The sequence below is a fragment of the Variovorax ginsengisoli genome (assembly GCF_030486595.1).
Lineage (GTDB): Bacteria > Pseudomonadota > Gammaproteobacteria > Burkholderiales > Burkholderiaceae_C > Variovorax > Variovorax ginsengisoli_B.
Window position 1 is genome coordinate 69,432 of sequence record NZ_JAUJZH010000029.1, and the last position, 21,959, is coordinate 91,390.

Below are 21,959 nucleotides of genomic sequence, written 5' to 3' on the forward strand. Positions count from 1 at the left end.
GGAGTTGCGAGCTGCGAGCTGCGAGCTGCGAGTGAAAACGCTAGGACTTACCCGCGGATTGTTAAGCGGCTTGCAATCAAAGGAGGCCCAAGATTCCTAAGATGCGCAGCTTCATTACTGAACGGGTGTATTTCCATGATGGAACGCGCAACTTTTCGGAGCTTTCAAGAGAGCACGGCCCAAGATTGGAAAGTGATCGCGGGCGAGTTTCAATCATTCTCCAAGGGGCTGGCCGACCGTGTCCTTCATCACCTGAGTCTGCTTCGGGGCGACTTTGGGGGCTTTCCCATCGACCGGCTCGACCACTCCTTGCAAACAGCCACGCGGGCCTTGCGCGATGGTCGCGATGAGGCCTACGTGTGCTGCGCCTTGCTGCACGACATCGGCGACACCCTGGGAACATTCAACCACCCTGACGTTGCGGCGGCGGTGTTAAAGCCGTTCGTGAGCGAAGCCGATCACTGGATGGTTCAGAACCACGGAATCTTCCAGGGCTACTACTTCTTCCATCACCTGGGCATGGACCGCGACATGCGCGAGCAGTTCGCCGGGCATCCGCACTACGACCGGACGGCTGAGTTCTGCGAGCTGTACGACAGCCCGGCCTTCGACCCCAAGGCCGAGACGCTGCCGCTGTCGGAGTTTGAGCCCATGGTTCGCCGGCTGTTCCTGAGTCCGGTCAACAGCATCTACAAGAAAACGGCCGCAATGGCCTAAGCCTGGCGAGGTACGTAGGGCCCGCCATCCCTGGCAATTGGCGTCCCCGCCGCATTGCTTCCCCGTCCCTGTGCGCCGAAGCATCGTGAAACTACAAGACAACGTTGGAGACCTTCGATGAATCGAACAGCGAACCCGGCCCCTCTGGATGACGCGCATGAGCCGCACAGGAAGGCGATGTACCGGAAGATCACATGGCGGCTGATACCGCTGCTCTTCCTGGCCTACGTCGTCTCGTACGTCGACCGAATCAACGTCGGCTATGCCAAGCTGCAGATGAGCTCGGACCTGCATCTGACCGATGCGATCTACGGGCTCGGCGCGGGCATCTTCTTCGTCGGGTACGCGCTCTTCGAGGTGCCCAGCAACGTGCTCCTGATGCGCATTGGTGCGCGCCTGACCATCATGCGGATCATGGTGTGTTGGGGCCTGATTTCGGCGGTGACAATGTTCGTCACCACGCCAATGCAGTTCTACATTGCCCGCTTCCTGCTGGGCGCTTTCGAGGCTGGTTTCTTTCCGGGCATCGTGCTGTATCTGACTTTCTGGTTCCCGGCGAAGCGTCGAGCACGCATCATCGCCTTGCTCATGAGTGCAACGGTTGTGGGCGGCCTCATCGCAGGTCCGATGTCCGGGTGGATTCTGCAGAACCTCGATGGTTGGCGCGGCCTGCGAGGCTGGCAATGGATGTTCCTGCTCGAAGGCCTACCGGCCGCGGCGCTGGGCTTCGTGGTCTACGCATGCTTGTCCAACTCGCCTGAAGAGGCCAAGTGGCTGTCCGAGGACGAGAAGCGACTGATACGCGTCGACCTGCCCAAGGACGCGGCGCCGCATGGATCCACGCCACCCGTGGAGGCAGCCCTTGCTGCCCTGCGTGACCCTAAGGTCTACCTGCTGTCGTTTCTCTACTTCGCGGCCGTTTGCGGCGGGACGACCCTGAGTTTCTGGATGCCTACGATGATCCAGAGCCTGGGCGTCAAGAGCATGCAGACGATCGGGCTGATCTCCGCCGTGCCCTACGCATTCGCTGCCCTGGCGATGATCCTGTACGGCCGCCACTCGGACAGACGTGGCGAGCGTCGCTGGCACTATGCGGTCGCGGTGGCCATTGGTGGAGTGGGGCTGGCGCTGACGAGCTGGACCACTGCCGACCTGTGGCTGTCGGTGGCGCTGATCTCCGTCGCAATTGCAGGATCCGTCTCGGCGCTGCCGGTGTTCTGGGCAATGGCGACGTCACAGCTATCGCGGCAATCGACCGCCGCAGGCATCGCGATTATCACGAGCCTGGGCAACTTGGCTGGATTGGCGTGCCCTTACATCTTGGGCGTGGTCAAGGAGACCACCGGTAGCCTGACGGGCGGCCTGCTGATCATCGCCGGCATCATGCTCGCGGGCGCCATCTTGATGGTCAGCAGCGGCGCGATCCGGCGCGGTGCTGCCGCGCTCCGCTCTGCCCCGAGCAAAACGATGACGGACGTCTACGCACGCTGAACCTTGGTCGAGCAACTCATCTTGACCCCTTTGCCGCTGGACTCTCGCGTGCGCGCGCGCCATGCCGACAACGGCAACGGCCTTTGCATGCATTGGCTGGAAGCGGGTGATGCAAGTCCCGAGACGCCGATGATCGTACTCTTGCATGGCTTCCCCGATCTGGCTTTCAGCTGGCGGCACCAGTTGCTCGCGCTTGCGCAAGCCGGCTTCCATGTGGTGGCGCCTGATCAGCGCGGCTATGGCCGAACCACGGGCTGGACCGCCGATGCGAGCAGCAACCTGCGAGCCTTTCGCATGGACAACCTTGCGCGCGACATCTTGGGCCTGGTCCATGTGCTTGGGAAGACATCGGTGCATGCCGTAGTCGGCCACGACTTCGGCTCGCACGTCGCGGCCTGGTGCGCGCTAATCCGCCCGGATGTCTTTCGTTCGCTGGCCATGCTGGCCACGCCCTTCACCGGACCGCCCGGTGACGCCGGTACGCCGGTCCCGCGCGCCCGTCAGCTCGCAGAAGCGATTGCCGGTCTGTCGTCCCTGGAACGTCCGCGCAAGCACTACCAGTTGTACTACTCGGGTCCCGATGCCAACGTCGAAATGCACGGCGCACGGCAGGGTCTGCGCGAGTTCCTGCGCGGGTACTACCACCTCAAGAGCGCGGAGGGGGCCGAGGAGCGGCCCATGCCTTTGCCCGACCTGAGCGCGTCATCGCTGGCCCGACTTCCAACCTACTACGTGATGGACGTGGGACTGGGCATGGCCGACACCGTGGCGCAAGGCATCGCGCAGCGCGAGATGGGACCCAGCCGTTGGTTGTCCGAAGATTCTCTGGGCGTGTACAGCGAGGAGTTCGGCCGCACCGGCTTCCAGGGGGGGCTGCTGTGGTACCGGGCTGCCACAAGCCCCGCGCTGCAGAAGGGACTGGAGTTCTACGCCGGATCGACCGTCGACGTGCCAAGCTGCTTCATCGCCGGCGAGTTGGACTGGGGTGTACACATGCTACCCGGGGCACTCGCCGCCATGCAGCGCGATGCGTGCACTCGCTGGGTCTCGGCGCGGTTCATCGCCGACGCCGGGCATTGGGTGCAGCAAGAACAACCGGAGGCGGTCAATGCCGCGCTCCTCGATTTTATTGCGACAAGCCGTTGAAAGGATATCTCTAACCATGGAATCGAACGTCACGCCCGACGCCTTCGGTGCAAACACGCTGCTAATCAAGCAACTGCTGGAGGCCGGTCTGGCCCGCAATCCTTCACAAGAGATTGTGTGCGGCGATGCCGTGCGCTTCGACTATGCTGAACTGAGCCGGCGCATCGGCCGTCTGGCGGCCGGGCTTGCGTCACTCGGCGCGCGCCCGGGCGACACCATCGCTGTGATGGACTGGGACACGCATCGTTATCTCGAATGCTTCTTCGCGGTGCCAATGGCAGGCATGGTGCTGCACACGGTCAACGTTCGACTTTCGGTCGAGCAATTGCTGTACACCATCAACCACGCCAAGGACGACTTCATCCTCGTCAATACTGAGTTCCTGCCGATGCTGGAGGCTATCTGGGACCGCGTGGAGCCGGGTAAGCAACTGGTGGTCCTGTCGGACGCAGCGAGCCCACGCGAGACGCGTCTGCCCATTGCCGCCGAGTACGAGGCCTTGCTCGCGAAATCGCATCCGGTGAACGCATGGCCGGACCTGGAAGAATCGGCACGGGCAACCACCTTCTACACAACCGGAACCACGGGCCTGCCCAAGGCCGTGCATTTCAGCCATCGCCAACTCGTCCTACACACCCTGGCCAGCCGGGCCGCTCTGTCAGGGCCGGGCGCGGGCCGCTTCAATCACGACGACGTGTACATGCCGGTCACGCCCATGTTTCACGTGCATGCGTGGGGCCTGCCTTACGTGGCCACGATGATGGGCGTCAAGCAGGTCTACCCTGGGCGCTACGTCCCCGACCGCTTGCTGACCCTGTTCGCGCGAGAAAAGGTCACTTTTTCCCATTGCGTGCCGACTATTCTGCAGATGATTCTTGACTCGGCAGCGGTCAAGGGCCAGCGCTTGGACGGCTGGACAGTGGTCATTGGCGGAGCCGCCCTCCCGCAATCGCTGGCCAGGGCCGCCATGGGGTGGGGGGTCGACGTGTTCGCGGGCTACGGCATGTCGGAAACCGGCCCGATACTGACGCTGGCGCAACCCCGGTCCGGACGTTCCGATTCGCCCAGCGACCAGGAAGTCGCGGCCCGCTGTCATGCGGGCTGGGCAATTCCGTTCGTCCAGTTGCGCGTGGTCGATGATGCGATGAAGGACCAGCCGCGCGACGGAAACTCGCCCGGCGAGCTGGTGGCCCGTTCGCCCTGGCTCACGCAGTCCTACCTCGGCGACGCGCAGGCCAGCCAGGCGCTTTGGCGTGGCGGTTGGCTGCATACGGGTGACATCGCGGTGATGGATCCGGATGGATGCGTCCGGATCGTCGACCGCCTGAAGGACGTGATCAAGACCGGCGGTGAATGGGTCTCCTCACTGCAGTTGGAGGACATCCTGCTGAAGCACCCCCAAGTGCAGGAGGCCGCAGTCATCGGAATTCCCGACCCGCGCTGGAGCGAGCGCCCTGCCGCCATCGTCGTACTCAAGGAGGGCGTCGTTCTCGATGCTGACACCATTCGTTCCCACGTCAAGACGTTCGCGGACGCCGGCGCCATCTCAAAGTTCGCCATCCCGCAGGAAGTGATGTTCGCCGACAGTCTACCCAAGACCAGTGTGGGCAAGCTGGACAAGAAACTGATGCGAGCGCAGCAGGCGAAGCTCGTGGGCGCCGCGTAGCTAGCCCGCTGTCATCATCCATCCCCCGAATCCAAAGGAGTTCACCGTGCACATCCCATCCCTCAAAGAAGTCGTCAGCGCCGAAGAATGGCAATTGCGTTGCGACTTGGCAGCCTGCTACCGACTGGTGGCGCTACACGGCTGGACCGATCTGATATTCACCCATATCAGTGCGAGATTGCCAGGCGATGCGCGTGACTTTCTGATCAACCCGTACGGCTTGCTGTTCGATGAAATCACGGCCTCCTCGCTCCTTCGCGTTGATGCGGAGGGCAATCAGATCACCGGATCGCCCTTTACTGTCAATCGCGCCGGCTTCGTGATTCATAGCGCCATTCACGCCGCTCGGCCGGACGTTCAGTGCGTGTTGCACACGCATACCCGTGCGGGCGTGGGCGTCAGCGCGCAGCAGGGCGGATTGCTTCCGATATCGCAACAGTCGATGGTGATCCAGAATACGCTGGCGTATCACGATTACGAAGGCATCGCACTACGCGACGAAGAGAAGCCGCGCTTGCAGGCCGACTTGGGCAAGGCCAACTATCTGATGCTTCGCAACCACGGCCTGCTCACGGTGGGTGCGTCGATCGCCGACGCCTTCCTGGCGATGTACATCTTCGAGAGCGCTTGTCAGATTCAGATCGCGGCGCAGGCAGGCGGTGCGTTGACCATGGTCGACGAGTCCATCCAGGCGACCGCGGAGGCGGATGCACGCGCGCAGACAGGGGGCATCGGCGGCCGCTTCGTGTGGCCGGCGCTGTTGCGCAAGTTGGAACGCACCAACCCCGGGTACGACGTCTGATGGAACACATGAACCGCCAAGGAACCGCTGGCACCAAGGTTCTCGCCTTCGATGTCTTCGGAACGGTGGTCGATTGGCACAAGAGCGTTGTGCAAGAGGTCCGGTCGATGAATCTCGACGTGGACGGCAACCAGTTCGCGCTGGCATGGAGAGCCGGCTACATGCCTGCGATCCGGAAAGTCATGTCCGGCGAACTCGATTGGACCTCGATCGACGACCTTCACAGAATGATTCTGGACGACTTGCTGCAAGTCTTTCGGCTGACGCATCTGACGGAGAAAGAGAGGCGAAGTCTCAACGGAGTCTGGCACCGACTGGACCCCTGGCCCGATAGCGTGGAAGGCCTCACCCGGTTGAAGTCGCGCTATACGATTTGTACGTTGTCGAACGGCAATATCGGATTGCTTTCCAACATGGCAAAGCATGCCTCCCTGCCGTGGGACTGCATTCTGTCGGCGGAAGTGTTTCGAAAATACAAACCTGATCCGGCGGTGTACCTGGGGGTCGCGCGGATATTCGATATAGAGCCGGACGAAGTCATGATGGTTGCAGCCCATCAAGATGACTTGGCGCATGCACGTGAATGTGGATTGAGGACCGCGTACATCGAACGTCCCATGGAATACGGCCCTCTCCAGCAGAAAGATATTTCGCTGAATGCGGACAACACGCTTCACGCCAGAGATCTGAGGGAGCTTGCCGATCTTCTGAGCTGTTAGACGCCCATCTTGCCAAGCAAAGTTGGTTCAACCGCTTCCGTAGCGTGCGCCTGCAACACGAGGAATTCGAACCAAGTTTCGCGTCGCACTCAGCCAGATCGCCACCGCGATCATCGCGTTCCGCGAAGTGGACTTGACTGTCACATTTGCGGATAGCGACACCGACGGCCTTGACTTCGGAGGCCCGTTCTCTCCAATCAATTCTCCATATTCACTCTTCACCAAATGCGTCCAGAATCCGGCCCGCTGCAGATCTACAAGGGCCGGTCTTTTGACGATGCACCGGCGAACCGATGCTTGGACATACCGGCACAGCGACGAACCAAGCCAAGGTAGCGACTTCGCTCATACATCAGCCGTCCGTGCATCTATGCAGCAATTCGCCGCCCCATGAGGTACGGGCCTATGTATGCGCCATCGGCGTGTGACCACTGGTCGGTAAGTTCCCGATGAGGTCACCATCCGCGCCGATCCTCCAACTGGCGGGTAGTCAACTGGCTTGTGGAACGATGGTGAATTTGGCGTCGCGTCGGGATCGGCCAGACGGGCAAAGGCGTCCGGCACTCCGTCAAGTTCGACTTGGCTGGTGATAAGCTGACCAACTTGCAATCGGCCGGAAACGATATGCGCGAACGCCTCTGCGAATTACTCGATCGTGTAGGGCGCCGAAGCCGTGGGTGCAAGCTCTCCAAGAAAGACGGTGAGCGCGCAGGTGGCTGCCAGTCTGACCTGCGGATCGGCGCAGGCCGAGAACCGCTCAGGAATGGCGCAACTGCAGTAACGCACTACGTCTTCGATCATGGCCGCGAGATCGTCTTTGGTCTTGATGTAGCCGTACAAGCCGCCCATTGAGAGTCCTGATTCACGCGACAGGTCACGCAGCGACATGGAAGTGAAGCCGGTCTGCTGAAAGAAAACTGGCCTGAAATTTTGGACTGCATAGTGGAACGGCGTGTTGCCCGAGTTGATTCGGCTCCGTAAACTTCTCGAGAACCGAGCAAGCGCTCATTATTTTAGAGACAACGATAGCCTAGATCATGACCGTCCTGGTGAGAGAGCGAGAGCTCAATAGTTTGTTGCACGGTTTCCTGGATACGGGAGAACTCCTGCACCGTGATTCATACCCTGAACACAACGGCGGCGTCTTCGATGCGTTGCTGGAGGCGGCGCGCGGCATGGGAGCGGCCGGCCTGTTTGAGGGTTTGAAATGACGACCCTCGCTTCCCTTTTCGATTTGCGCGGCAAAGCCGCCTTCGTGGCTGGCGCTTCCAGCGGCATCGGTCTGCACACTGCGCGATTGCTGGCGCGCGCCGGTGCTTCGGTCGCGTTGGCTGCGCGTCGGGCTGATCGGCTTGGCGACGCTGTCACCCAACTGAAGGAAGCGGGGTATCGCGCCTGCGCGACGAGCCTCGACGTGACGCAGCCAGACTCTATCTCGGTGGCCTGGGCGGACGCGCAGCAGCAACTGGATCAACCGCTGGACATCCTGATCAACAACGCAGGCGTCATCCATATCGAGCGCTTCACCGACCAATCCAGGGAGGACGTGACGCGCATCTTCGACACCAACCTCAAGGGCGCATTCCTGGTAGCACAGGAGGCCGCGCGGCAAATGGTCGCGCAGGGCGGCGGCTGCATCGTCAACGTGGCATCGTCGGCGGGGCTTCGCGCCAGCGGTCACATGTCAAGCTACGGCGCCTCCAAGGCTGGATTGATCCACCTGACGCACATCATGGCTCTTGAACTCGCCGGTAAGGGCGTGCGCGTCAATGCGCTGGCCCCCGGCAACATCCGAACCGACATGCAGGCCAGCTTCAGTGAGCACGGCCTCGAAGAATCCATCCGCAAGCGAATTCCCATGCGTCGCTTCGGTGAGCCATCGGACCTCGATGGCGCCATGTTACTGCTGACGTCCGATGCGGGGCGCTACATCACGGGAGCCGTGCTGCCGGTCGATGGCGGCCAGATCCTTAGCTGGATGTAGCTAGTTCCTTCACCAACTAACCAACAGAGACTATCGTGCAAATCAGAGAATTCCTGAACCTCGTATGTGGTGCAACGCTCGCATTGGCCGCGTTCATGCAGCCTGCTTCAGCGGAGAGCTATCCGAGCAAGCCCGTCAAGATCATTGCTCCTTATGCTGCGGGCGGTGGCGTGGACATTGTGGCCCGCGTCCTGGCCGACAAGATGACCAGGAGCCTGGGACAGCCTGTCATCGTCGACAACAAGACGGGTGGGGCAGGGAACATCGGCGTCGAGGCTGTGGCCAAGGCGCCGGGTGACGGCTACACCGTTTCCGTGGCCCTGAGCTCCAATCTCATGATCAACCAGTTTCTGTACACGAAGCTGCCCTACGACCCGCAGAAGGACCTGACCATGGTGGCGAAGGTTGCCGATGCGCCGCTCGTGTTGGTGGTCAATGCCGCGTTGCCGATCCGCAATAGCGCCGAACTGCGTACCTACATCGCTGCCAACAAGGGAAAGTTGGCCTACGGATCGTGGGGCGTGGGCACGATTTCTCACATGAGCGCGAGCCGCCTGAGCGCCATGCTCGACGGCGACATGACGCACGTGGCCTACAGGGGTGAAGCGCCGATGATGCAGGATCTGGTGGCAGGCAACATCCCCATGTCGTTCGCCACGGGCGCACAGGCTCCGGGCTTCATCCAGAGTGGCAAGCTCAGGGCCATCGGCGTCACGGGAACTTCCCGTATTCCATCGCTGCCCGATGTGCCGACCTTGGCCGAAGTGGGCCTCGACGATCCGCTGCTGCGTGCGGTCGGTTGGGTCGGCGTCGCCGTTCCTTCCGCGACGCCAGACGCCGTCGTGCAGAAGCTGGGGGTTTCCATCGAAGCGGCAGTAAAGATGCCCGACGTTCAGGCTCGAATCCGTGAACTCGGATGGGTGGCCAGCTTCCAAGGCCCGGCACCCATCCGCGTGACATACCTTCGGGAAGCGCCGATGTGGCAGCAGGTTGTCAAACGCTCCGGTGCGAAGCTGGATTGAGAGCGGCCGACTTACAAGGGACTGAACATGACTACAGCTAGCGACACAGCATCGCCAACGCACGCCATCACCGGTATTCGAGAGATGAATGACTGGTTCTTCAACATCTACCTGCCCAAATGGGTCGCGATGGGAGCGGATCCTTCGAGCGGAGGACCAGATGGCATCCTGGACTACTGGGGTGTGCCGCTGCACGCGGCTTCGGTGAACATGACCAAGTGCCTGATGACGGGGCAAGCGGTGATCGGGCTGCTGCACGCCAACCAGGATCCGTTGCAGGCGGCGAACTACACCCACACCGTGGTGCTGGATCGTCACGTAAAGGGCTACAACAGCAACGCGGGGTCGATCGACGTGATCTGGTCGCGCCGCCGGGCGGACGAATCGGAGATCGAGCGGCGCGCCGTTCACTTCGAGATTCACCGCACGACCGAGGGTTGGCGCGTGATCGCGATCGCCAGCACGCTCACCGAGCGCGAACTGCTCAGCGAGATCTGGGAAACCGTTTAACCAAGGGAATTGCCATATGACTACCCAAGAAGACGCGGACATCGTCAAGTACGGACTCCGGGACAACGTCGCCATTATCACGCTCGATCGCCCACCGCAGAACCGCCTGACGAGGCCGCTCTTCACGCTGCTGGATCTGTTCGCGAGGCAAGCCGTTCACGATGGCGCGCGCTGCGTGCTGTTTCGCGGCAATGGCAGCGACTTCTGCCTCGGCGGCGACTTTCGCGAATGGCCCCATCTCACCACCCACTCAGCGCGGCGCGAGCGCTTTGGCTTCTCCAACGGCGTGCTCAATGCGATCGAGTCGCTTTCGATCCCCACCATCACCCAGGTACAAGGACGGGCATTCGGCGGCGGCTTCGAACTGGCGCTGCATACCGATCTCATCATCGCCGCCGAGTCCGCGACGTTTCGCTTTTCCGAGGCGACGCTCGGCGTGGCCCCGTTGGCCGGGGGCGTGCAGCGCATCGCCGAGCGCGCAGGGCGCAGCGTGGCGTCAAGGCTCGTCATGCTGTCCGACGAGATCTCGGCCGCAGAAGCGCTGGCGATGAACATCGTGGCGAAAGTCGTGCCGGACGACCGCCTCGAAGCGGTTGCGTTCGAACACGCCCTGAAGCTCGCGTCGGGTCCGACGCGGGCGCACGCGGTTTCGAAGGCGATTTTGTCCGCTTGGTCGGCGGGCGGCGTGCGCAGTGCCGACGAAGCCATGATCGAACATGTGTCTGTGCTGCTCGCCACGGATGACGTTCAGCGCGGCGTGAGTTCCGCGATCAAAGCCATCGAGGCGGGCACGGAGCGCCCGGCTCTCGACTTCAACGGGCAGTGATCGTCCGATGAATTCGTACCAAGGAAACATCATGCAACCAGAAGAGCACTACGTTCCGGTCGAAGACGGCTTCAGGCTGCACGCCTGGGTCTTCCGTCCGGAGGGGGTCGACGGACCTGTCCCCGCCATTACGATGGCGCACGGGTTCTCCGGCCTTAAGTACCGGGGCCTCCAGCGATATGCGGAGCGCTTCGCGCGGGCTGGTTTCGCGGTGATCGTGCACGACCATCGGAACTTCGGACTCAGCGGCGGGGACGTTCGTGGCGATATCGATCCCTGGAAGCAGATCGCGGATTGGCGTCGTGTCATCTCGTACCTCGAGAACCTTCCCGGCGTCGACGCCGGCTGCATCGGCGTGTGGGGTACCAGCTATGCAGGCGGACATGCCATGGTCCTCGGTGCGACCGATTCACGGATCCGCGCCGTGGTCGCGCAGGTGCCAATCATCAGCGGATACGAGCAGGGTCTGCGGCGAGTGCCACCGGATGCGCGTGCCACCCAGCAGGAACTCTTCAGCGAAGACGAACGCGCGCAGTTGCGCGGCGAGCCCCCGATGACGCAACTCGTCGTGAGCCTGGACCCGTCCGTCCGCGCGGCCTATCGTTCGAAGGACATGATGGCATTTCACGACGCTTTCGAAATTCCCGAAGGCGTGGAGCACGGCGACCATGTCACATTGCGGTCTTCGCGACTTGCCCAAATGTACGAGCCCGGCCAGTGGGTGTCGCGCATCGGGCCCAAGCCACTACTGATGGTGGTGGCAGAGAACGACGTCATCACGCCAGCAGACCTTGCCCTTGCGGCTTACGAGCGCGCCCTGGAGCCGAAGAAGCTCCGCATCATCCGGCGCGGGCATTTCGATGCCTATCTCAGCGAGTTCGAGGATTCGAGTTCGGCTGCACGCGACTGGTTCGTCCAGCATCTGCTGACTCGGACTGCACCGTGAACGACCCCGAAGCGAGCACAGGGACCGTACCGCAGGGGCTTGTCGTTTTTGTGCATGGTTACATGGACAGTCCCGGTGTCTGGGCGCGGACTATCTCGCAACTGGCGTTGCCAGGCTGGCGAACCATTGCCGCTACGCTCGAGACGCCGCATCAGCAGTCGGGCGCGCCTGCGGACCTGCTGCAGCTCTATGCTGGACAGGTGGTCGACCAGGTAGACGCCGCGACATTGCTCGCCGGGCTGCCGGTCGTCATCGTCGGGCACAGCATGGGCGGGCAAATTGCAGAGTTGGTGGCGTGTTCGCTTGGCGCACAGGCTGCGGGCTTGGTGCTGGTGACACCGGCCCCGCTTGCCGGATACCCGCTGCCGCCGGCGGTGATGGATCGCTTCGCTTCGCGCGCAGGAATCACCGACGCCGCGTCGATCCGGGATGGTAAGCGTGCCCTATCCGTGGCACTGGACGACGAGGCGCTGGAGATCCTGGTGCAGTCGACTGCGGCCACATCCCGCGATACCGCACTTGCGCAATTGCACGCTTGGACCGGCGGACACCTGGCGGGTCACAGCCCCTCCTTTTTTGGCGGCCCCGCCCTCACAGTGACGACCGACGACAAGTTCTTCACAACCGAGATGCTGGCGCAAGGATCCAGGCGCTTTCGCCGCGCGGTCGTCGAACACATCGGCGGCGCAGGACACTGGCCTCAGCTCGAGCAGTCAGAGGGTCTGGCCCAGGCAATCCGCCGCTTCGTCCAGTCGCAACTACAGCTGGGTTGAGGGCGAGCAAAGTGCGACCCCGGCAACACAACTAATCCGGAGACATCATTTCATACGCCGATGCGCTCGTCGTTCGAGTCGGTGCAATACGAAGTACGCTATTCCGGAAGTGGGTCGCTTCGTCGATGCATTGCCCCGTCCCAGCGTAGGAAAGTACGACAAGAAGGTCATGCGCGCGCAGTTGACCGGACAGGTAGCTGGCCTCGGGGCGCCGAAGCTCGCTATGGCGTGGAAGTCTCGCGGTATCTGGCCTCGACGGCTCGTGCAGCGGAGATCAATTGCGGGCGAACGTCCGACAGGAAAGTCTCGACCGAAATCGACCAGACAGGCGCTGCCGCATTGAGTACCAGGGGTGGCAGGCCACCGCCGCTCAGCGTGATGGGCACGGCGATGGCGTTGATCTCCTTACGCCATTCGCCGAATGAGCTGACGCATCCGGAACTCGCGAACTCCTTGCGAGCTTGCAGGATGCCTGCTTCGAGCGCGGGCCACGCGGCAGCGTCCAATTTCCTGATCCGTTGCATCAGCGCAGACTGCTGCCGCGCATCCAGCGCCACGAGATGCGCACGGCCTGCAGCCGTGGAGGCAACGGGCAACCGTGAACCGATGCCGAGTCGCAGGGTGACGACCGAGGATTGGCTTCGGTAGCTCTCCACATACAGAACTGATAGCTCGTCGCGAATCGCCAGCGAAATCATGGTGCCGGTCCCGTCCGCGGCCTTCTGCAGCAGGTCCCCTGTGGCTTCGCGCAGATCGAGGCGGTCCAAGGTCGTCCGCGCCAGCGCGAGCGTCGCCATGCCCAGCCGATATCGCCCCGTATCCTCGATGTAGTGCAGAAATCCGAGCTGGGTCAGTGTGTGCGTGAGGCGGGATACCGTCGACTTCGGCAATGCGCATCGCTGTGCAAGCTCATGATTACTTAAACGCTCGGCCCCTGAGGCGAATGCCCGCAAGATGCTAAGCCCCCTTGCCAACGCGGTGACGAAATGACGATCGTCCTTGCCTTCCATTGATTTCCTTGTGCGGCCTTGTTCGAAGCCGAGTCATTCGGATCGCACCCGGCCGAAGCGCGGGCTGGCAGCAGCCTGTTCGGCCTCGAGAACAAAAAAGTACGCAGCCTATCGCATGCTTTCGTCAAGGGCAAGTCGATCGTAACCCTCAGGCCGCCAACCGCTCGGTTGGCAAGCCTCGCCTTGGCGTGGGGAGCGCAGGAATGCGCCTGGCGGGCGAGCAATTCGACCTTGCAACGTTACGGTCGAGTGCGTCGTCGTTCGCTTTAGCAGCCAGCAGGCGTCCTGAATCATTGGACTTGATGCTGGCCTTCTGCTCGATGGGATTACCAGTTTTCCTTGAACGGTCTCAAGTCGAGCTCCTGCGTCCATGCCGATTTCGGCTGCCGGTGGAGCAACCAGTAGTTTTCCGCGATGGCGTCATAGCCAAGGAGGCCTTCGGGACCGACGCGCTCCACCCTGGCTGGAGAGGCGCCCTGAAGACGGTCGCCGAGGATGCCACCGTCGATGACGACATGCGCGACGTGGAGCCCTTTGGGTCCGTACTCGCGGGCCATGCTTTGCGAGATCATGCGCAGCCCGGCCTTGGCGGCGGCGAAGTGTGCGAAGCCGGGCTTGCCTCGCAGACTGCCCGAGGCACCAGTGAAGATCACGGTGCCGCGGCCCAGCGGGATCAGTCGGCGTGCGGCCTCGCGACCAACCAGGAAGCCGGAGTAGCAACCCACGCGCCAGAAGTCCTCGAACTGCGCTGTGGTCAGTTGGGTGAAATCGATGACCGCGTTGTTGCCTGCGTTGGAGACGACGACATCGGCTGGCTCGCGGCCCGGCCCGGGGTTCATCGCGCGGTCGAAAGCGGCGATCACCTGCACTTCATCGGTCACGTCAGTCAGAAGCGCTTCAGCACTTCCGATTCCGGACGCGGCGATCTCCGCAACCACCGCCTCGATCTTGGCCAAGGTACGTCCTGCCACGAAGACGTGATAGCCCTCGCGTGCGAAGCGCCTGCACACCGCGCCGCCCACACCGCGAATCGATCCCACGCCAAACACGATTGCAGTTGGCTGACTCATTTCATCGTCTCCGTCTTGTTGATGAGGTTGGCCATACTCGCGTCATCGCGCAATCGTGCCTTGACACCCGACAGTTCGCTGCGTGCGCAAGGTTCGTTTGAGAACGTCGACGGCGGCGATATTCTTGAGCGGTCTCTTCTTTTCAAACCAATTCGCTGCATTCGATCGTTTCAGTCATTGAGGAAGGACAGTGCCTTTGGCACGAATTCGCTGTGGTATTGAAAGATCCCGCCATGCCCGGCGTCTTCGTAGATGACCAGTTGTGAGCCTGGAATGCGCCGCGCAAGATCGATGCTGTTCTCGGTGGGCACCATTGTGTCGTTGTCGCCATTGGCGACCAGCACCGGGATACCGATGCTGCCGAGATGCTGGGGCGCCTGCCGCCCCCACGCCTTGATCGCCTTCAACTGCCGTAGGAAGGCTCGAGGCGTCGGTCCCTTGTCCCGATCCGACTTTCGCTCCTTTAGTCGCTTCAGGAAGGCCCCCGCGGCTCGCCGACCATTGGCTGTGGAGGTGAAGAACAGGTAGGTTTTCGGATCCCGCAGCGTCAGCAAGCCCTTGATCATCAACGGCCAGGAGACCGTCCAGACCTCGTCAATGCCTTTGCCACCTGCCGGCCCCGTACCCGTCAGGATGAGCCGGCGCACCAGGTCGGGGGCTTTCAGCGCGATGTCCTGCGCCACGAATCCTCCGAGGGAGAAACCGAGCAGATCGACCTTCTCGAAGCCCAGTGCATGGATCAGGGCGATCGCATCCCCTGCCATTGCTTCAACGGTCACGGGTGCCGTTCCACCCGACCCGCCGATCCCCCGGTAGTCGATGGCAATAACGCGATGCCGGCGTGCAAGACCATCGACGATTCTGGGGTCGAAGTTGTCTAGTACTGCTCCCCAGTGATTGAGCAGGACCAGTGGCACGCCACTGCGCGGCCCCAGATCGCGGTACGCGAACACGGTCCCCTTAACATTGATGGATCGGGTGGGAACCTTGGCATAGTGGCTGCCCAGCTCAAAGTGATTGTCGGCGATGGTCATCAGTTATTCCTTGTGTCTTGTCCTGGGCGAAATCGTGGGAAGTGGACGCAGAACTGGCGATCAGGCGTTCACATCGACGACAGTGCGTCCCTGGACCTTCCCGGCCAGTACCTGGTTGGCAACTTCGGGAACGTGGGCAAGGCCGACCACCTGAGTCGTTCGTGCAAGCTTTTCCAGATCAAGGTCCCTGGCGAGACGAGACCAAGCCTGCAGGCGAACCTGCTGCGGAGCATTGACCGAGTCGATGCCGGCGAGGGTGACGTTACGCAAGATGAACGGCAGAACCGATGCAGGCAGATCCGCGCCCTGCGCGAGGCCGAAGGCCGCTACCACGCCGCGATACTGAGTCTGTGCCAGGACGTTTGCTAGCGTATGGCTTCCCACCGAATCAACAGCTCCAGCCCATCGCTCCTTGGAGATCGATGCTCCAAGTTCGGACAAAGTTCGGCGATCGATGAGCTCCGCCGCCCCTAGTGCGCGCAAGTAATCGGCTTCTTCGAGACGTCCGGTCGAGGCGACTACGCGATAGCCGAGCTTGGACAGCAGTGCGATCGCAATGGAACCGGCGCCACCGTTGGCGCCAGTCACCAGGATGTCGCCGCGCTCGGGCGTCAGGCCGCCATGCTCCAGAGCCAACACGGACAGCATGGCGGTGTACCCGGCGGTGCCGATGGCCATGGCATCCTGGGTCGAAAAGACCGCCGGGATTTTGACGAGCCAATCGCCGCTCACCCGCACCTTCTGGGCGAAGCCGCCGTGGTGGGTCTGGCTCAGTCCCCAGCCGTTGGCCAGCACACGGTCGCCGGCCACGATGCCGGGATAGGTCGACGCCTCGACGACACCCGCAAAGTCGATGCCCGGAACCAGCGGAAACTGGCGAATAACCGGTGACCGGCCACTGACAGCCATCGCGTCCTTGTAGTTCACCGTCGAGTACTCGACCGCAACGGTGACGTCGCCGGGCATCAGATCCTCGTCCTTGAAGTCGACCAGGTTGGTCGAAATCGTATCGCCCGTCTTGTTGGCTAGCAGTGCTTTGAACGTCATCGTCTTCTCCTGGTCAGGTGGGTGTGGGATACATTCATAGTTGAATGTAGAGGGGGTGTTCATCCCTGCCTCGGCGCGGGATGAACGTCTTTTGGGTCGCGCCATCGCAACAGCGTGAGGCGTTGAGTACCTTGTCGGCGTTCTTCATAGGCGCGCGCGCCCGCTTCCTGCGCCGCACTCGACGGCGTTGCTTGCGGGTTGTCTTGGGTTTCGTTGACCATCATGTGCTCCTGGGGATCGGCGACAAGACGCAGCTGGCGATCGCCGGGGCAGGCGTTGCCATCCGCTAGATCAACGGACCCAGTTGGAAAATCTTGGGCTCACCCGCCAGCAGCTGCGGTGCTTTCGCAATGAACGCCTGGACATCGGGCTTCTGCTGGTGGGCATCGGAATCGGCCTTGCTCTCCCAGATCTCATACAAGATCCAGGTCGTCTCTCCGACCACCTGGTGGTAGTTGAAGGTGATGACGCCCTTGTCCTGGCGCGTCCCGGCGACGTTTTCCCGGACCATGGCCGCGAACTCCTCGCCATGTTCCGGTTTCACGGGCAGGACGACACACAGTGCATATGGCTCAGACATGAGGTTCTCCATTGATTGAGATGAACGACTTGGCATGACGCGATGCCCGCGCTCACGCGTTGACATCGACCACGGTGCGCCCCCTGACCTTGCCTTCGAGGATCTGACTGGCAACCGCCGGTACGTCGGCCTGTCCGATCACCTGCACCGTGCGGGCCAGCTTGTCCAGATCCAGATCGCGGGCGAGCCGTGTCCAGGCCTCGACGCGAACCGCCTGCGGCGCGTTGACCCGCGAGGGTCACGTTGCGCAGGATGAAGGGCAGCACCGATCCAGGCAGGTCGATGCCCTGGACCATGCCGAAGGCCGCCACCACGCCGCGGTAGCGTGTCTGCGCCAGCACGTTGACCAGCGTATGGCTGCCGACCGTATCGATGGCGCCGGCCCAGCGTTCAGCGGCGATCGGCGCGCCCGGTTCGGACAAGGTGCGGCGATCGATGATGTCCGCCGCGCCCAGCGCGCGCAGGTAATCGGCTTCTTCGAGACGGCCGGTCGACGCGATCACTCGATAGCCAAGCTTGGACAGCAGGGCGATCGCCACCGATCCCGCGCCGCCGCTGGCGCCGGTCACCAGGATGTCGCCCCGGTCCGGCGTGATGCCGCCGTGCTCCAGGGCCAGGACGCTCAACATCGCTGTATAGCCGCCCGTGCCGAGGGCCACGGCGTCCCGGGTTAGGAAGGGCTCGGGCAGCCTGACCACCCAGTCACCAGGTACGCGCGCTTTCTGGGCGAAGCCGCCGTGGTGCGTCTGACCCAGTCCCCAGCAGTTGACAACGACCTTGTCGCCGACCTCGATACCGGGATGGGTCGATGCCTCGACCATGCCGGCAAGGTCGGCGCCGGGGATCAGCGGAAGCCGCTGGATGATCTCCCGGCGATTGGTGATGGCCAGTCCGTCCTTGTAGTTCACGGTCGAGTAGTCCACCGCGATCGTGACGTCTCCAGGCATGAGGTCCAGCTCATCGAGTTCGACGGGATCGACGGACACTTTTCCGTCCTCCTTGGTTGCAAGCAGTGCCTTGAATGTCATGGATTTCGCCCCGGTTCCAGCAGAAGAAGTGCGCGCGCGGCGTGTCAGGGCCCTGCCCGATAGCGCTCCGCCGCATGCGCTTGCCGGAGGTCCGAGAGCAGGCCTTGCCGCGCGGTATCCAGCGCATCCCAGCGCGCGGCGTCGTGCAGGGGCGGGATGGTCACGAGTTCACGGCGGTCGAATCCGACCAGCGCGGCATCCACCAGCTCACCCACTTCCATCAGATCGGTCCTCGCACTGATATCGATGCCTGCGCGCTCCCAAATCTCGGTGCGAGTTCCGGCGGGCAGTACGGCCTGCACGTAGATGCCCTTGGGCGAGAGCTCCAGGCTCAGTCCCTGGGAAAGGAACAGCACGAAAGCTTTAGTCGCGCCGTAGATGGACTGGCCGAACTCTGGTGCAAAACCAACGACCGAGCCAATGTTGACGATCGCGCCTTCGCCGGCCTTTACCAGTCGCGGAGCAATGGCGGCGGCGAGCCGTGTCAGCGCAGTTGTGTTGAGTGTTACGAGCCGATCGATGCTGCCGGCGGTCTGCTCGGTGAAGCCGCCGGACTGGGCTACCCCGGCGTTGTTGATGAGGATCTCGATCTTGGCGTCATCGCGCAGGCGGGTTTCAACAGCGGCCAAGTCGCTCGATTGGGTGAGGTCGGCCTGAAGGACATCGACAACGACGCTGCTTTCCTGACGCAGGCGAGCGGAGAGCGCCTCCAGCCGCGCCTTGTCGCGGGCAACCAGCACGAGGTCGTGGCCGCGGCGTGCGAAGCGCTCGGCATAGGTGGCACCGATGCCGGAGGATGCGCCGGTGATGAGGACAGTGGAACGGGTGGCCATGTGTTTTTCTCTTGATCAAAAAGGGAGCCCACGCCGCGATGTGCGACATGAGGACTGGGGCCGCGCCTTTGCGCGGCCCTGAAAGGACTACTGGGCGTTGGAATCAGCGAGCGTCGGGTAGTCGATGTAGCCCGCGGCGCCACCGCCATAGAGCGTGGCTGGGTTCAGCGCGGTGAGCGGCGCGCCGGTCCCATAGGTGGCGGCGAACTCGCTGGGCACCAAGCCTGCGCCGGCACGATTGCGCTTCAGGGGCGCCATCACGAATCGGTTGGAGAGGGTGAGTGAGCCCAGGGCGTAGGGATCGAAAAGTGTTTTGTCAGTCATGTCTTGTCTGTCGTATCGACGATGGAGCCAGCTTGAAAAGAGGGGATGCGCGACGGCATCACTCCTCCAAGAACTGGATCGCGTGTTTGAGGAAGCGCTCGGGATACTGGAACTGCGCGCCGTGCCCGGCGTCCGGATAGACGATCAACTGCGCGTCCGGAATGTTCTGGACCATGTGCCAGGAATTGATCGTGGCGATCATGACGTCGTTGGTGCCGTTGACGATCAGCGTCGGCTGCGTGATCCTCGCCAGATGCGCGAAAGGCTTTTCTGCGTCGAGTGGCGCGTAGAACGCCATGCTCGCTTCGACCTCGGCCTTCATGAGTTCAACCGAACTCGGCGGATCCTGGTCCGCGCGCTGATGACGGCGTTCCCAGAAATCCCGGCCTGCCTGTTTGGCCGCTTCGGACGGGCCGAAAAACAGGAACAGGAAGTCCTCGACAACCGGTACAGGACGAGGCGCGACCTCGAAGATCTTCGGATCGGCCTCGGGATTCCCGCCACGTGGCTGGGTGCCGATCAACATCAGCTTACGGACCAGAGCGGGATGGCGGAGGGTCACATCTTGCGCCACCATGCCGCCGAGCGAGAAGCCCACGACATCAACCTTGGGCAAGCCGAGTGCGCGGATCACTTTGGCGGCGTCGTCCGCCTTGTCTTCGATCTTGTTGCGTGGGGCGCCAGACGATGAGGCGCAGCCTCGATAGTTGTAGAGGATGACTTCGCGGCCTTGTGCCAGTCCGTCGGTCATCAGGGGATCCCAATGGTCCAGGCCCCCGCGGAAGTGCTGGAAGAAGAACAGCGGTGGTTGCCCGGAATCGGTGTTGCCCCAGCGGCGATAGGCGAATCGGTCGCCTTCGACTTCGATGAAGCGGGTGGGGGCGGTCTGGTGGGCGTCGCTCATGGTCAGAGTTCTTGCTAGAGTGGTAAGTCCACACAATGATGTCAATCATCATCTTTGCTGTCAAGGGCTTTGATGATGCGCAACATCAATGTACAGTAACGAGTTCGCTGCTGGCATACACGAAGAGATTTCCGAACATGAAGGTCACCAAAGCACAGGCGCAGGCGAACCATGCGCACATCGTTGAGATCGCCTCCACGCTGTTTCGCGAGCGGGGCTACGATGGGGTGGGAATCGCGGATTTGATGGCTGCAGCCGGATTCACCCATGGCGGGTTCTACAAGCACTTCAAGTCCAAAGCCGACTTAATGGCGGAAGCCGCGACCTGCGGGTTCACGCAGACCGCTGCAAAAACCGAGGGCGTTGGGATCAAAGACTTCGTCGAGTACTACGTCTCTCGCTGGCACCGCGATGCTCGAAGTGACGGTTGCACGATGGCCGCACTCAGTGGCGATGCCGCACGTCAGTCTGAGACCATCAAGGCCACATTTGCCGCAGGCATCGACGAGCTGCTGGCAGGCCTTGAACGGGAAGGCAGCGTGTTCGGCGTGGTAGATAAGCGCGAAGCACGGGCCAAGGCAATCGACATATTGGCCCACGCGGTCGGTGCGGTCGTGTTGTCGCGCGCGTGTCCGGACGAGTCGCCTTTGGCGGACGAAATACTGGAGGTATGTCGCGCTGAAATTCGCGCGTCACTGGCTTCCTCCGACTGAGCCGCGAGCGCGGAGGCGGCTTTCCGGTAGCGTCCACAAGGAGTTGCAGATAGGTGCTTGATATTGCCGAGATGGCCAAAGGGGAGCGTTTGTCGGGACCATGCGTCTCTCCCAATCTGGCAATGTAGTGAACGGCGAGCAAGACGGCCAGCACAGCCACGAATCCGAATGTTGCCCGCCAGCCAAGCCAACTGGGCCTGAGTCATGCGATTAAACCTGCAATGGCCGATTCGGATTCAAAGGTTGAGGAAATTCCCCAGAGGACGTGAGCCCTTCTGGAAAGACGTCGTGTAGCGGAGCCGGAGAAAGGACCCGAGCGGTCTCAGGCCGGCACGCTCAGTTCTCCGTTTCACCATCAACGTTGTCATCGAGACATTCGATGCATGCATCGAGCAGATCGTGCAACGCGGCGACGCGCTCAATTCCCAACCGCTCGTTGAGTGACGCCTGAGCTAACTTCCAGGCATGCTGCCCCTCAGCTCGTTTCGTAAGCCCCGCCTCTGTCGCTTCGACCAGACGGCTGCGTGCGTCCTTGCCCGAGCCCACTTCCAGCAGCCCCTGGACAGCCAGCGGCTGCAGGTTGCGCGTCAAAGTTGAGGCATCCATCTGCATGCGCCTAGCCAGATCGCCTGGCTGGATGGGGCCGAGCCTGACGACATGCGACAGCAGGGCGTACTGCGTGTTCTTGAGCCCCGTCGCGGCGACATGGTGATCATAGTGCCGCGTCACCATGCGAGTGAACTGGCGAAGATCAAGGTTGGTGCATCCCTGAGGCTTGGTGGCATTCTTCATATGATATATTGTATCTGCAAGA

Annotated in this window: 25 protein-coding genes and 1 pseudogene; 14 read left to right on the forward strand and 12 right to left on the reverse strand. The window is 62.2% G+C overall.

What is annotated here, in order from left to right:
• Window positions 1-135 precede the first annotated feature (135 nt).
• From QZH52_RS30350 to QZH52_RS30375, 6 genes are all read left to right on the forward strand, one after another.
• Window positions 136-717, forward strand: a complete 582-nt coding sequence (locus QZH52_RS30350) for an HD domain-containing protein (RefSeq protein WP_301814696.1) — start codon at window positions 136-138, stop codon at window positions 715-717.
• Between the two features lie 117 nt (window positions 718-834).
• Window positions 835-2,208 carry an MFS transporter gene (locus tag QZH52_RS30355; protein ID WP_436411648.1) on the forward strand — a complete coding sequence of 458 codons (1,374 nt, stop codon included), beginning with the start codon at window positions 835-837 and terminating at the stop codon, window positions 2,206-2,208.
• A gap of 3 nt (window positions 2,209-2,211) precedes the next feature.
• Window positions 2,212-3,354 carry an alpha/beta hydrolase gene (locus QZH52_RS30360; protein WP_366919335.1) on the forward strand — a complete coding sequence of 381 codons (1,143 nt, stop codon included), beginning with the start codon at window positions 2,212-2,214 and terminating at the stop codon, window positions 3,352-3,354.
• 16 nt (window positions 3,355-3,370) lie between these two features.
• Window positions 3,371-5,020, forward strand: coding sequence for a long-chain-fatty-acid--CoA ligase (locus QZH52_RS30365; protein ID WP_301814697.1), 1,650 nt, complete (start codon window positions 3,371-3,373; stop codon window positions 5,018-5,020).
• A gap of 46 nt (window positions 5,021-5,066) precedes the next feature.
• Complete coding sequence (locus QZH52_RS30370; RefSeq protein WP_301814698.1) at window positions 5,067-5,822, forward strand: class II aldolase/adducin family protein; 756 nt, start codon at window positions 5,067-5,069, stop codon at window positions 5,820-5,822.
• Window positions 5,822-6,541 carry a haloacid dehalogenase type II gene (locus QZH52_RS30375; RefSeq protein ID WP_301814699.1) on the forward strand — a complete coding sequence of 240 codons (720 nt, stop codon included), beginning with the start codon at window positions 5,822-5,824 and terminating at the stop codon, window positions 6,539-6,541. The genes QZH52_RS30370 and QZH52_RS30375 overlap by 1 nt, the downstream gene beginning before the upstream one ends.
• Window positions 6,542-7,186: 645 nt before the next feature.
• Here QZH52_RS30375 and QZH52_RS30380 read toward each other — a convergent pair.
• A complete protein-coding gene (locus QZH52_RS30380; protein ID WP_436411649.1) occupies window positions 7,187-7,429 on the reverse strand; it encodes a hypothetical protein in 243 nt (80 codons plus the stop codon).
• A 149-nt stretch (window positions 7,430-7,578) separates the two neighbouring features.
• On the opposite strand from QZH52_RS30380, the gene QZH52_RS30385 reads away from it, so the two are divergent.
• The 7 genes from QZH52_RS30385 to QZH52_RS30415 all read left to right on the forward strand — a co-directional run bounded on the left by QZH52_RS30385 (window position 7,579) and on the right by QZH52_RS30415 (window position 12,602).
• The gene (locus QZH52_RS30385; RefSeq protein WP_301814700.1) at window positions 7,579-7,752 is read left to right on the forward strand and encodes a hypothetical protein; all 174 of its coding nucleotides are present in this window, start codon (window positions 7,579-7,581) and stop codon (window positions 7,750-7,752) included.
• On the forward strand, window positions 7,749-8,525 hold the full coding sequence (locus tag QZH52_RS30390) for an SDR family NAD(P)-dependent oxidoreductase (protein WP_301814702.1): 777 nt from the start codon (window positions 7,749-7,751) through the stop codon (window positions 8,523-8,525). Before QZH52_RS30385 ends, QZH52_RS30390 begins: the two co-directional genes overlap by 4 nt.
• Window positions 8,526-8,560: 35 nt before the next feature.
• Entirely contained in the window at window positions 8,561-9,547 is a 987-nt protein-coding gene (locus QZH52_RS30395) for a Bug family tripartite tricarboxylate transporter substrate binding protein (RefSeq protein ID WP_301814703.1), read from the forward strand.
• An 84-nt stretch (window positions 9,548-9,631) separates the two neighbouring features.
• A complete protein-coding gene (locus QZH52_RS30400; RefSeq protein ID WP_301814704.1) occupies window positions 9,632-10,057 on the forward strand; it encodes a DUF6841 family protein in 426 nt (141 codons plus the stop codon).
• Window positions 10,058-10,073: 16 nt separating this feature from the next.
• A complete protein-coding gene (locus tag QZH52_RS30405; RefSeq protein WP_301814705.1) occupies window positions 10,074-10,883 on the forward strand; it encodes an enoyl-CoA hydratase/isomerase family protein in 810 nt (269 codons plus the stop codon).
• Between the two features lie 31 nt (window positions 10,884-10,914).
• Complete coding sequence (locus QZH52_RS30410) at window positions 10,915-11,829, forward strand: alpha/beta hydrolase (protein ID WP_301814706.1); 915 nt, start codon at window positions 10,915-10,917, stop codon at window positions 11,827-11,829.
• A complete protein-coding gene (locus QZH52_RS30415) occupies window positions 11,826-12,602 on the forward strand; it encodes an alpha/beta fold hydrolase (protein WP_301814708.1) in 777 nt (258 codons plus the stop codon). Before QZH52_RS30410 ends, QZH52_RS30415 begins: the two co-directional genes overlap by 4 nt.
• Window positions 12,603-12,823: 221 nt before the next feature.
• Here the strand turns inward: QZH52_RS30415 and QZH52_RS30420 are convergent, their stop codons facing one another.
• The 10 genes and pseudogenes from QZH52_RS30420 to QZH52_RS30465 form a co-directional block, all read right to left on the reverse strand.
• Window positions 12,824-13,612, reverse strand: coding sequence for an IclR family transcriptional regulator (locus QZH52_RS30420; RefSeq protein ID WP_301814709.1), 789 nt, complete (start codon window positions 13,610-13,612; stop codon window positions 12,824-12,826).
• Between the two features lie 326 nt (window positions 13,613-13,938).
• A complete protein-coding gene (locus QZH52_RS30425) occupies window positions 13,939-14,682 on the reverse strand; it encodes an SDR family NAD(P)-dependent oxidoreductase (protein WP_301814710.1) in 744 nt (247 codons plus the stop codon).
• 170 nt (window positions 14,683-14,852) lie between these two features.
• Window positions 14,853-15,716, reverse strand: coding sequence for an alpha/beta fold hydrolase (locus QZH52_RS30430; protein WP_301814711.1), 864 nt, complete (start codon window positions 15,714-15,716; stop codon window positions 14,853-14,855).
• 60 nt (window positions 15,717-15,776) lie between these two features.
• Window positions 15,777-16,763 (reverse strand): acrylyl-CoA reductase (NADPH), encoded by a 987-nt coding sequence (gene acuI / locus QZH52_RS30435; protein WP_301814712.1) that lies wholly within the window; start codon window positions 16,761-16,763, stop codon window positions 15,777-15,779.
• A 59-nt stretch (window positions 16,764-16,822) separates the two neighbouring features.
• Complete coding sequence (locus QZH52_RS30440; protein ID WP_301814713.1) at window positions 16,823-16,987, reverse strand: hypothetical protein; 165 nt, start codon at window positions 16,985-16,987, stop codon at window positions 16,823-16,825.
• Between the two features lie 62 nt (window positions 16,988-17,049).
• Window positions 17,050-17,274, reverse strand: coding sequence for a putative quinol monooxygenase (locus QZH52_RS30445; RefSeq protein WP_301814732.1), 225 nt, complete (start codon window positions 17,272-17,274; stop codon window positions 17,050-17,052).
• 121 nt (window positions 17,275-17,395) lie between these two features.
• Window positions 17,396-18,371, reverse strand: a pseudogene (locus QZH52_RS30450) (MDR family oxidoreductase).
• Window positions 18,372-18,415: 44 nt separating this feature from the next.
• Window positions 18,416-19,204 (reverse strand): SDR family NAD(P)-dependent oxidoreductase, encoded by a 789-nt coding sequence (locus tag QZH52_RS30455; RefSeq protein WP_301814714.1) that lies wholly within the window; start codon window positions 19,202-19,204, stop codon window positions 18,416-18,418.
• Window positions 19,205-19,291: 87 nt separating this feature from the next.
• On the reverse strand, window positions 19,292-19,528 hold the full coding sequence (locus tag QZH52_RS38895; RefSeq protein ID WP_436411650.1) for a hypothetical protein: 237 nt from the start codon (window positions 19,526-19,528) through the stop codon (window positions 19,292-19,294).
• Window positions 19,529-19,586: 58 nt separating this feature from the next.
• Window positions 19,587-20,432, reverse strand: a complete 846-nt coding sequence (locus tag QZH52_RS30465; protein ID WP_301814716.1) for an alpha/beta hydrolase — start codon at window positions 20,430-20,432, stop codon at window positions 19,587-19,589.
• Between the two features lie 137 nt (window positions 20,433-20,569).
• On the opposite strand from QZH52_RS30465, the gene QZH52_RS30470 reads away from it, so the two are divergent.
• The gene (locus QZH52_RS30470; protein ID WP_301814734.1) at window positions 20,570-21,145 is read left to right on the forward strand and encodes a TetR/AcrR family transcriptional regulator; all 576 of its coding nucleotides are present in this window, start codon (window positions 20,570-20,572) and stop codon (window positions 21,143-21,145) included.
• 336 nt (window positions 21,146-21,481) lie between these two features.
• Here the strand turns inward: QZH52_RS30470 and QZH52_RS30475 are convergent, their stop codons facing one another.
• Entirely contained in the window at window positions 21,482-21,937 is a 456-nt protein-coding gene (locus tag QZH52_RS30475; RefSeq protein WP_301814717.1) for a MarR family winged helix-turn-helix transcriptional regulator, read from the reverse strand.
• Window positions 21,938-21,959 lie beyond the last annotated feature (22 nt).

Excerpts from the sequence above, each read along its gene's own strand:
- QZH52_RS30440 (WP_301814713.1), bottom strand. The coding sequence starts at position 16,987 with ATGATGGTCAACGAAACCCAAGACAACCCGCAAGCAACGCCGTCGAGT.
- QZH52_RS30375 (WP_301814699.1), top strand. The coding sequence starts at position 5,822 with ATGGAACACATGAACCGCCAAGGAACCGCTGGCACCAAGGTTCTCGCC.
- QZH52_RS30380 (WP_436411649.1), bottom strand. The coding sequence starts at position 7,429 with ATGTCGCTGCGTGACCTGTCGCGTGAATCAGGACTCTCAATGGGCGGC.
- QZH52_RS30350 (WP_301814696.1), top strand. The coding sequence starts at position 136 with ATGATGGAACGCGCAACTTTTCGGAGCTTTCAAGAGAGCACGGCCCAA.
- QZH52_RS30420 (WP_301814709.1), bottom strand. The coding sequence starts at position 13,612 with ATGGAAGGCAAGGACGATCGTCATTTCGTCACCGCGTTGGCAAGGGGG.
- QZH52_RS30365 (WP_301814697.1), top strand. The coding sequence starts at position 3,371 with ATGGAATCGAACGTCACGCCCGACGCCTTCGGTGCAAACACGCTGCTA.
- QZH52_RS30430 (WP_301814711.1), bottom strand. The coding sequence starts at position 15,716 with ATGACCATCGCCGACAATCACTTTGAGCTGGGCAGCCACTATGCCAAG.
- QZH52_RS30470 (WP_301814734.1), top strand. The coding sequence starts at position 20,570 with ATGAAGGTCACCAAAGCACAGGCGCAGGCGAACCATGCGCACATCGTT.
- QZH52_RS38895 (WP_436411650.1), bottom strand. The coding sequence starts at position 19,528 with ATGACTGACAAAACACTTTTCGATCCCTACGCCCTGGGCTCACTCACC.
- QZH52_RS30400 (WP_301814704.1), top strand. The coding sequence starts at position 9,632 with ATGAATGACTGGTTCTTCAACATCTACCTGCCCAAATGGGTCGCGATG.
- QZH52_RS30465 (WP_301814716.1), bottom strand. The coding sequence starts at position 20,432 with ATGAGCGACGCCCACCAGACCGCCCCCACCCGCTTCATCGAAGTCGAA.
- QZH52_RS30405 (WP_301814705.1), top strand. The coding sequence starts at position 10,074 with ATGACTACCCAAGAAGACGCGGACATCGTCAAGTACGGACTCCGGGAC.
- QZH52_RS30445 (WP_301814732.1), bottom strand. The coding sequence starts at position 17,274 with ATGGTCCGGGAAAACGTCGCCGGGACGCGCCAGGACAAGGGCGTCATC.
- QZH52_RS30355 (WP_436411648.1), top strand. The coding sequence starts at position 835 with ATGAATCGAACAGCGAACCCGGCCCCTCTGGATGACGCGCATGAGCCG.
- QZH52_RS30390 (WP_301814702.1), top strand. The coding sequence starts at position 7,749 with ATGACGACCCTCGCTTCCCTTTTCGATTTGCGCGGCAAAGCCGCCTTC.
- QZH52_RS30455 (WP_301814714.1), bottom strand. The coding sequence starts at position 19,204 with ATGGCCACCCGTTCCACTGTCCTCATCACCGGCGCATCCTCCGGCATC.
- acuI (WP_301814712.1), bottom strand. The coding sequence starts at position 16,763 with ATGACGTTCAAAGCACTGCTAGCCAACAAGACGGGCGATACGATTTCG.
- QZH52_RS30385 (WP_301814700.1), top strand. The coding sequence starts at position 7,579 with ATGACCGTCCTGGTGAGAGAGCGAGAGCTCAATAGTTTGTTGCACGGT.
- QZH52_RS30425 (WP_301814710.1), bottom strand. The coding sequence starts at position 14,682 with ATGAGTCAGCCAACTGCAATCGTGTTTGGCGTGGGATCGATTCGCGGT.
- QZH52_RS30410 (WP_301814706.1), top strand. The coding sequence starts at position 10,915 with ATGCAACCAGAAGAGCACTACGTTCCGGTCGAAGACGGCTTCAGGCTG.
- QZH52_RS30475 (WP_301814717.1), bottom strand. The coding sequence starts at position 21,937 with ATGAAGAATGCCACCAAGCCTCAGGGATGCACCAACCTTGATCTTCGC.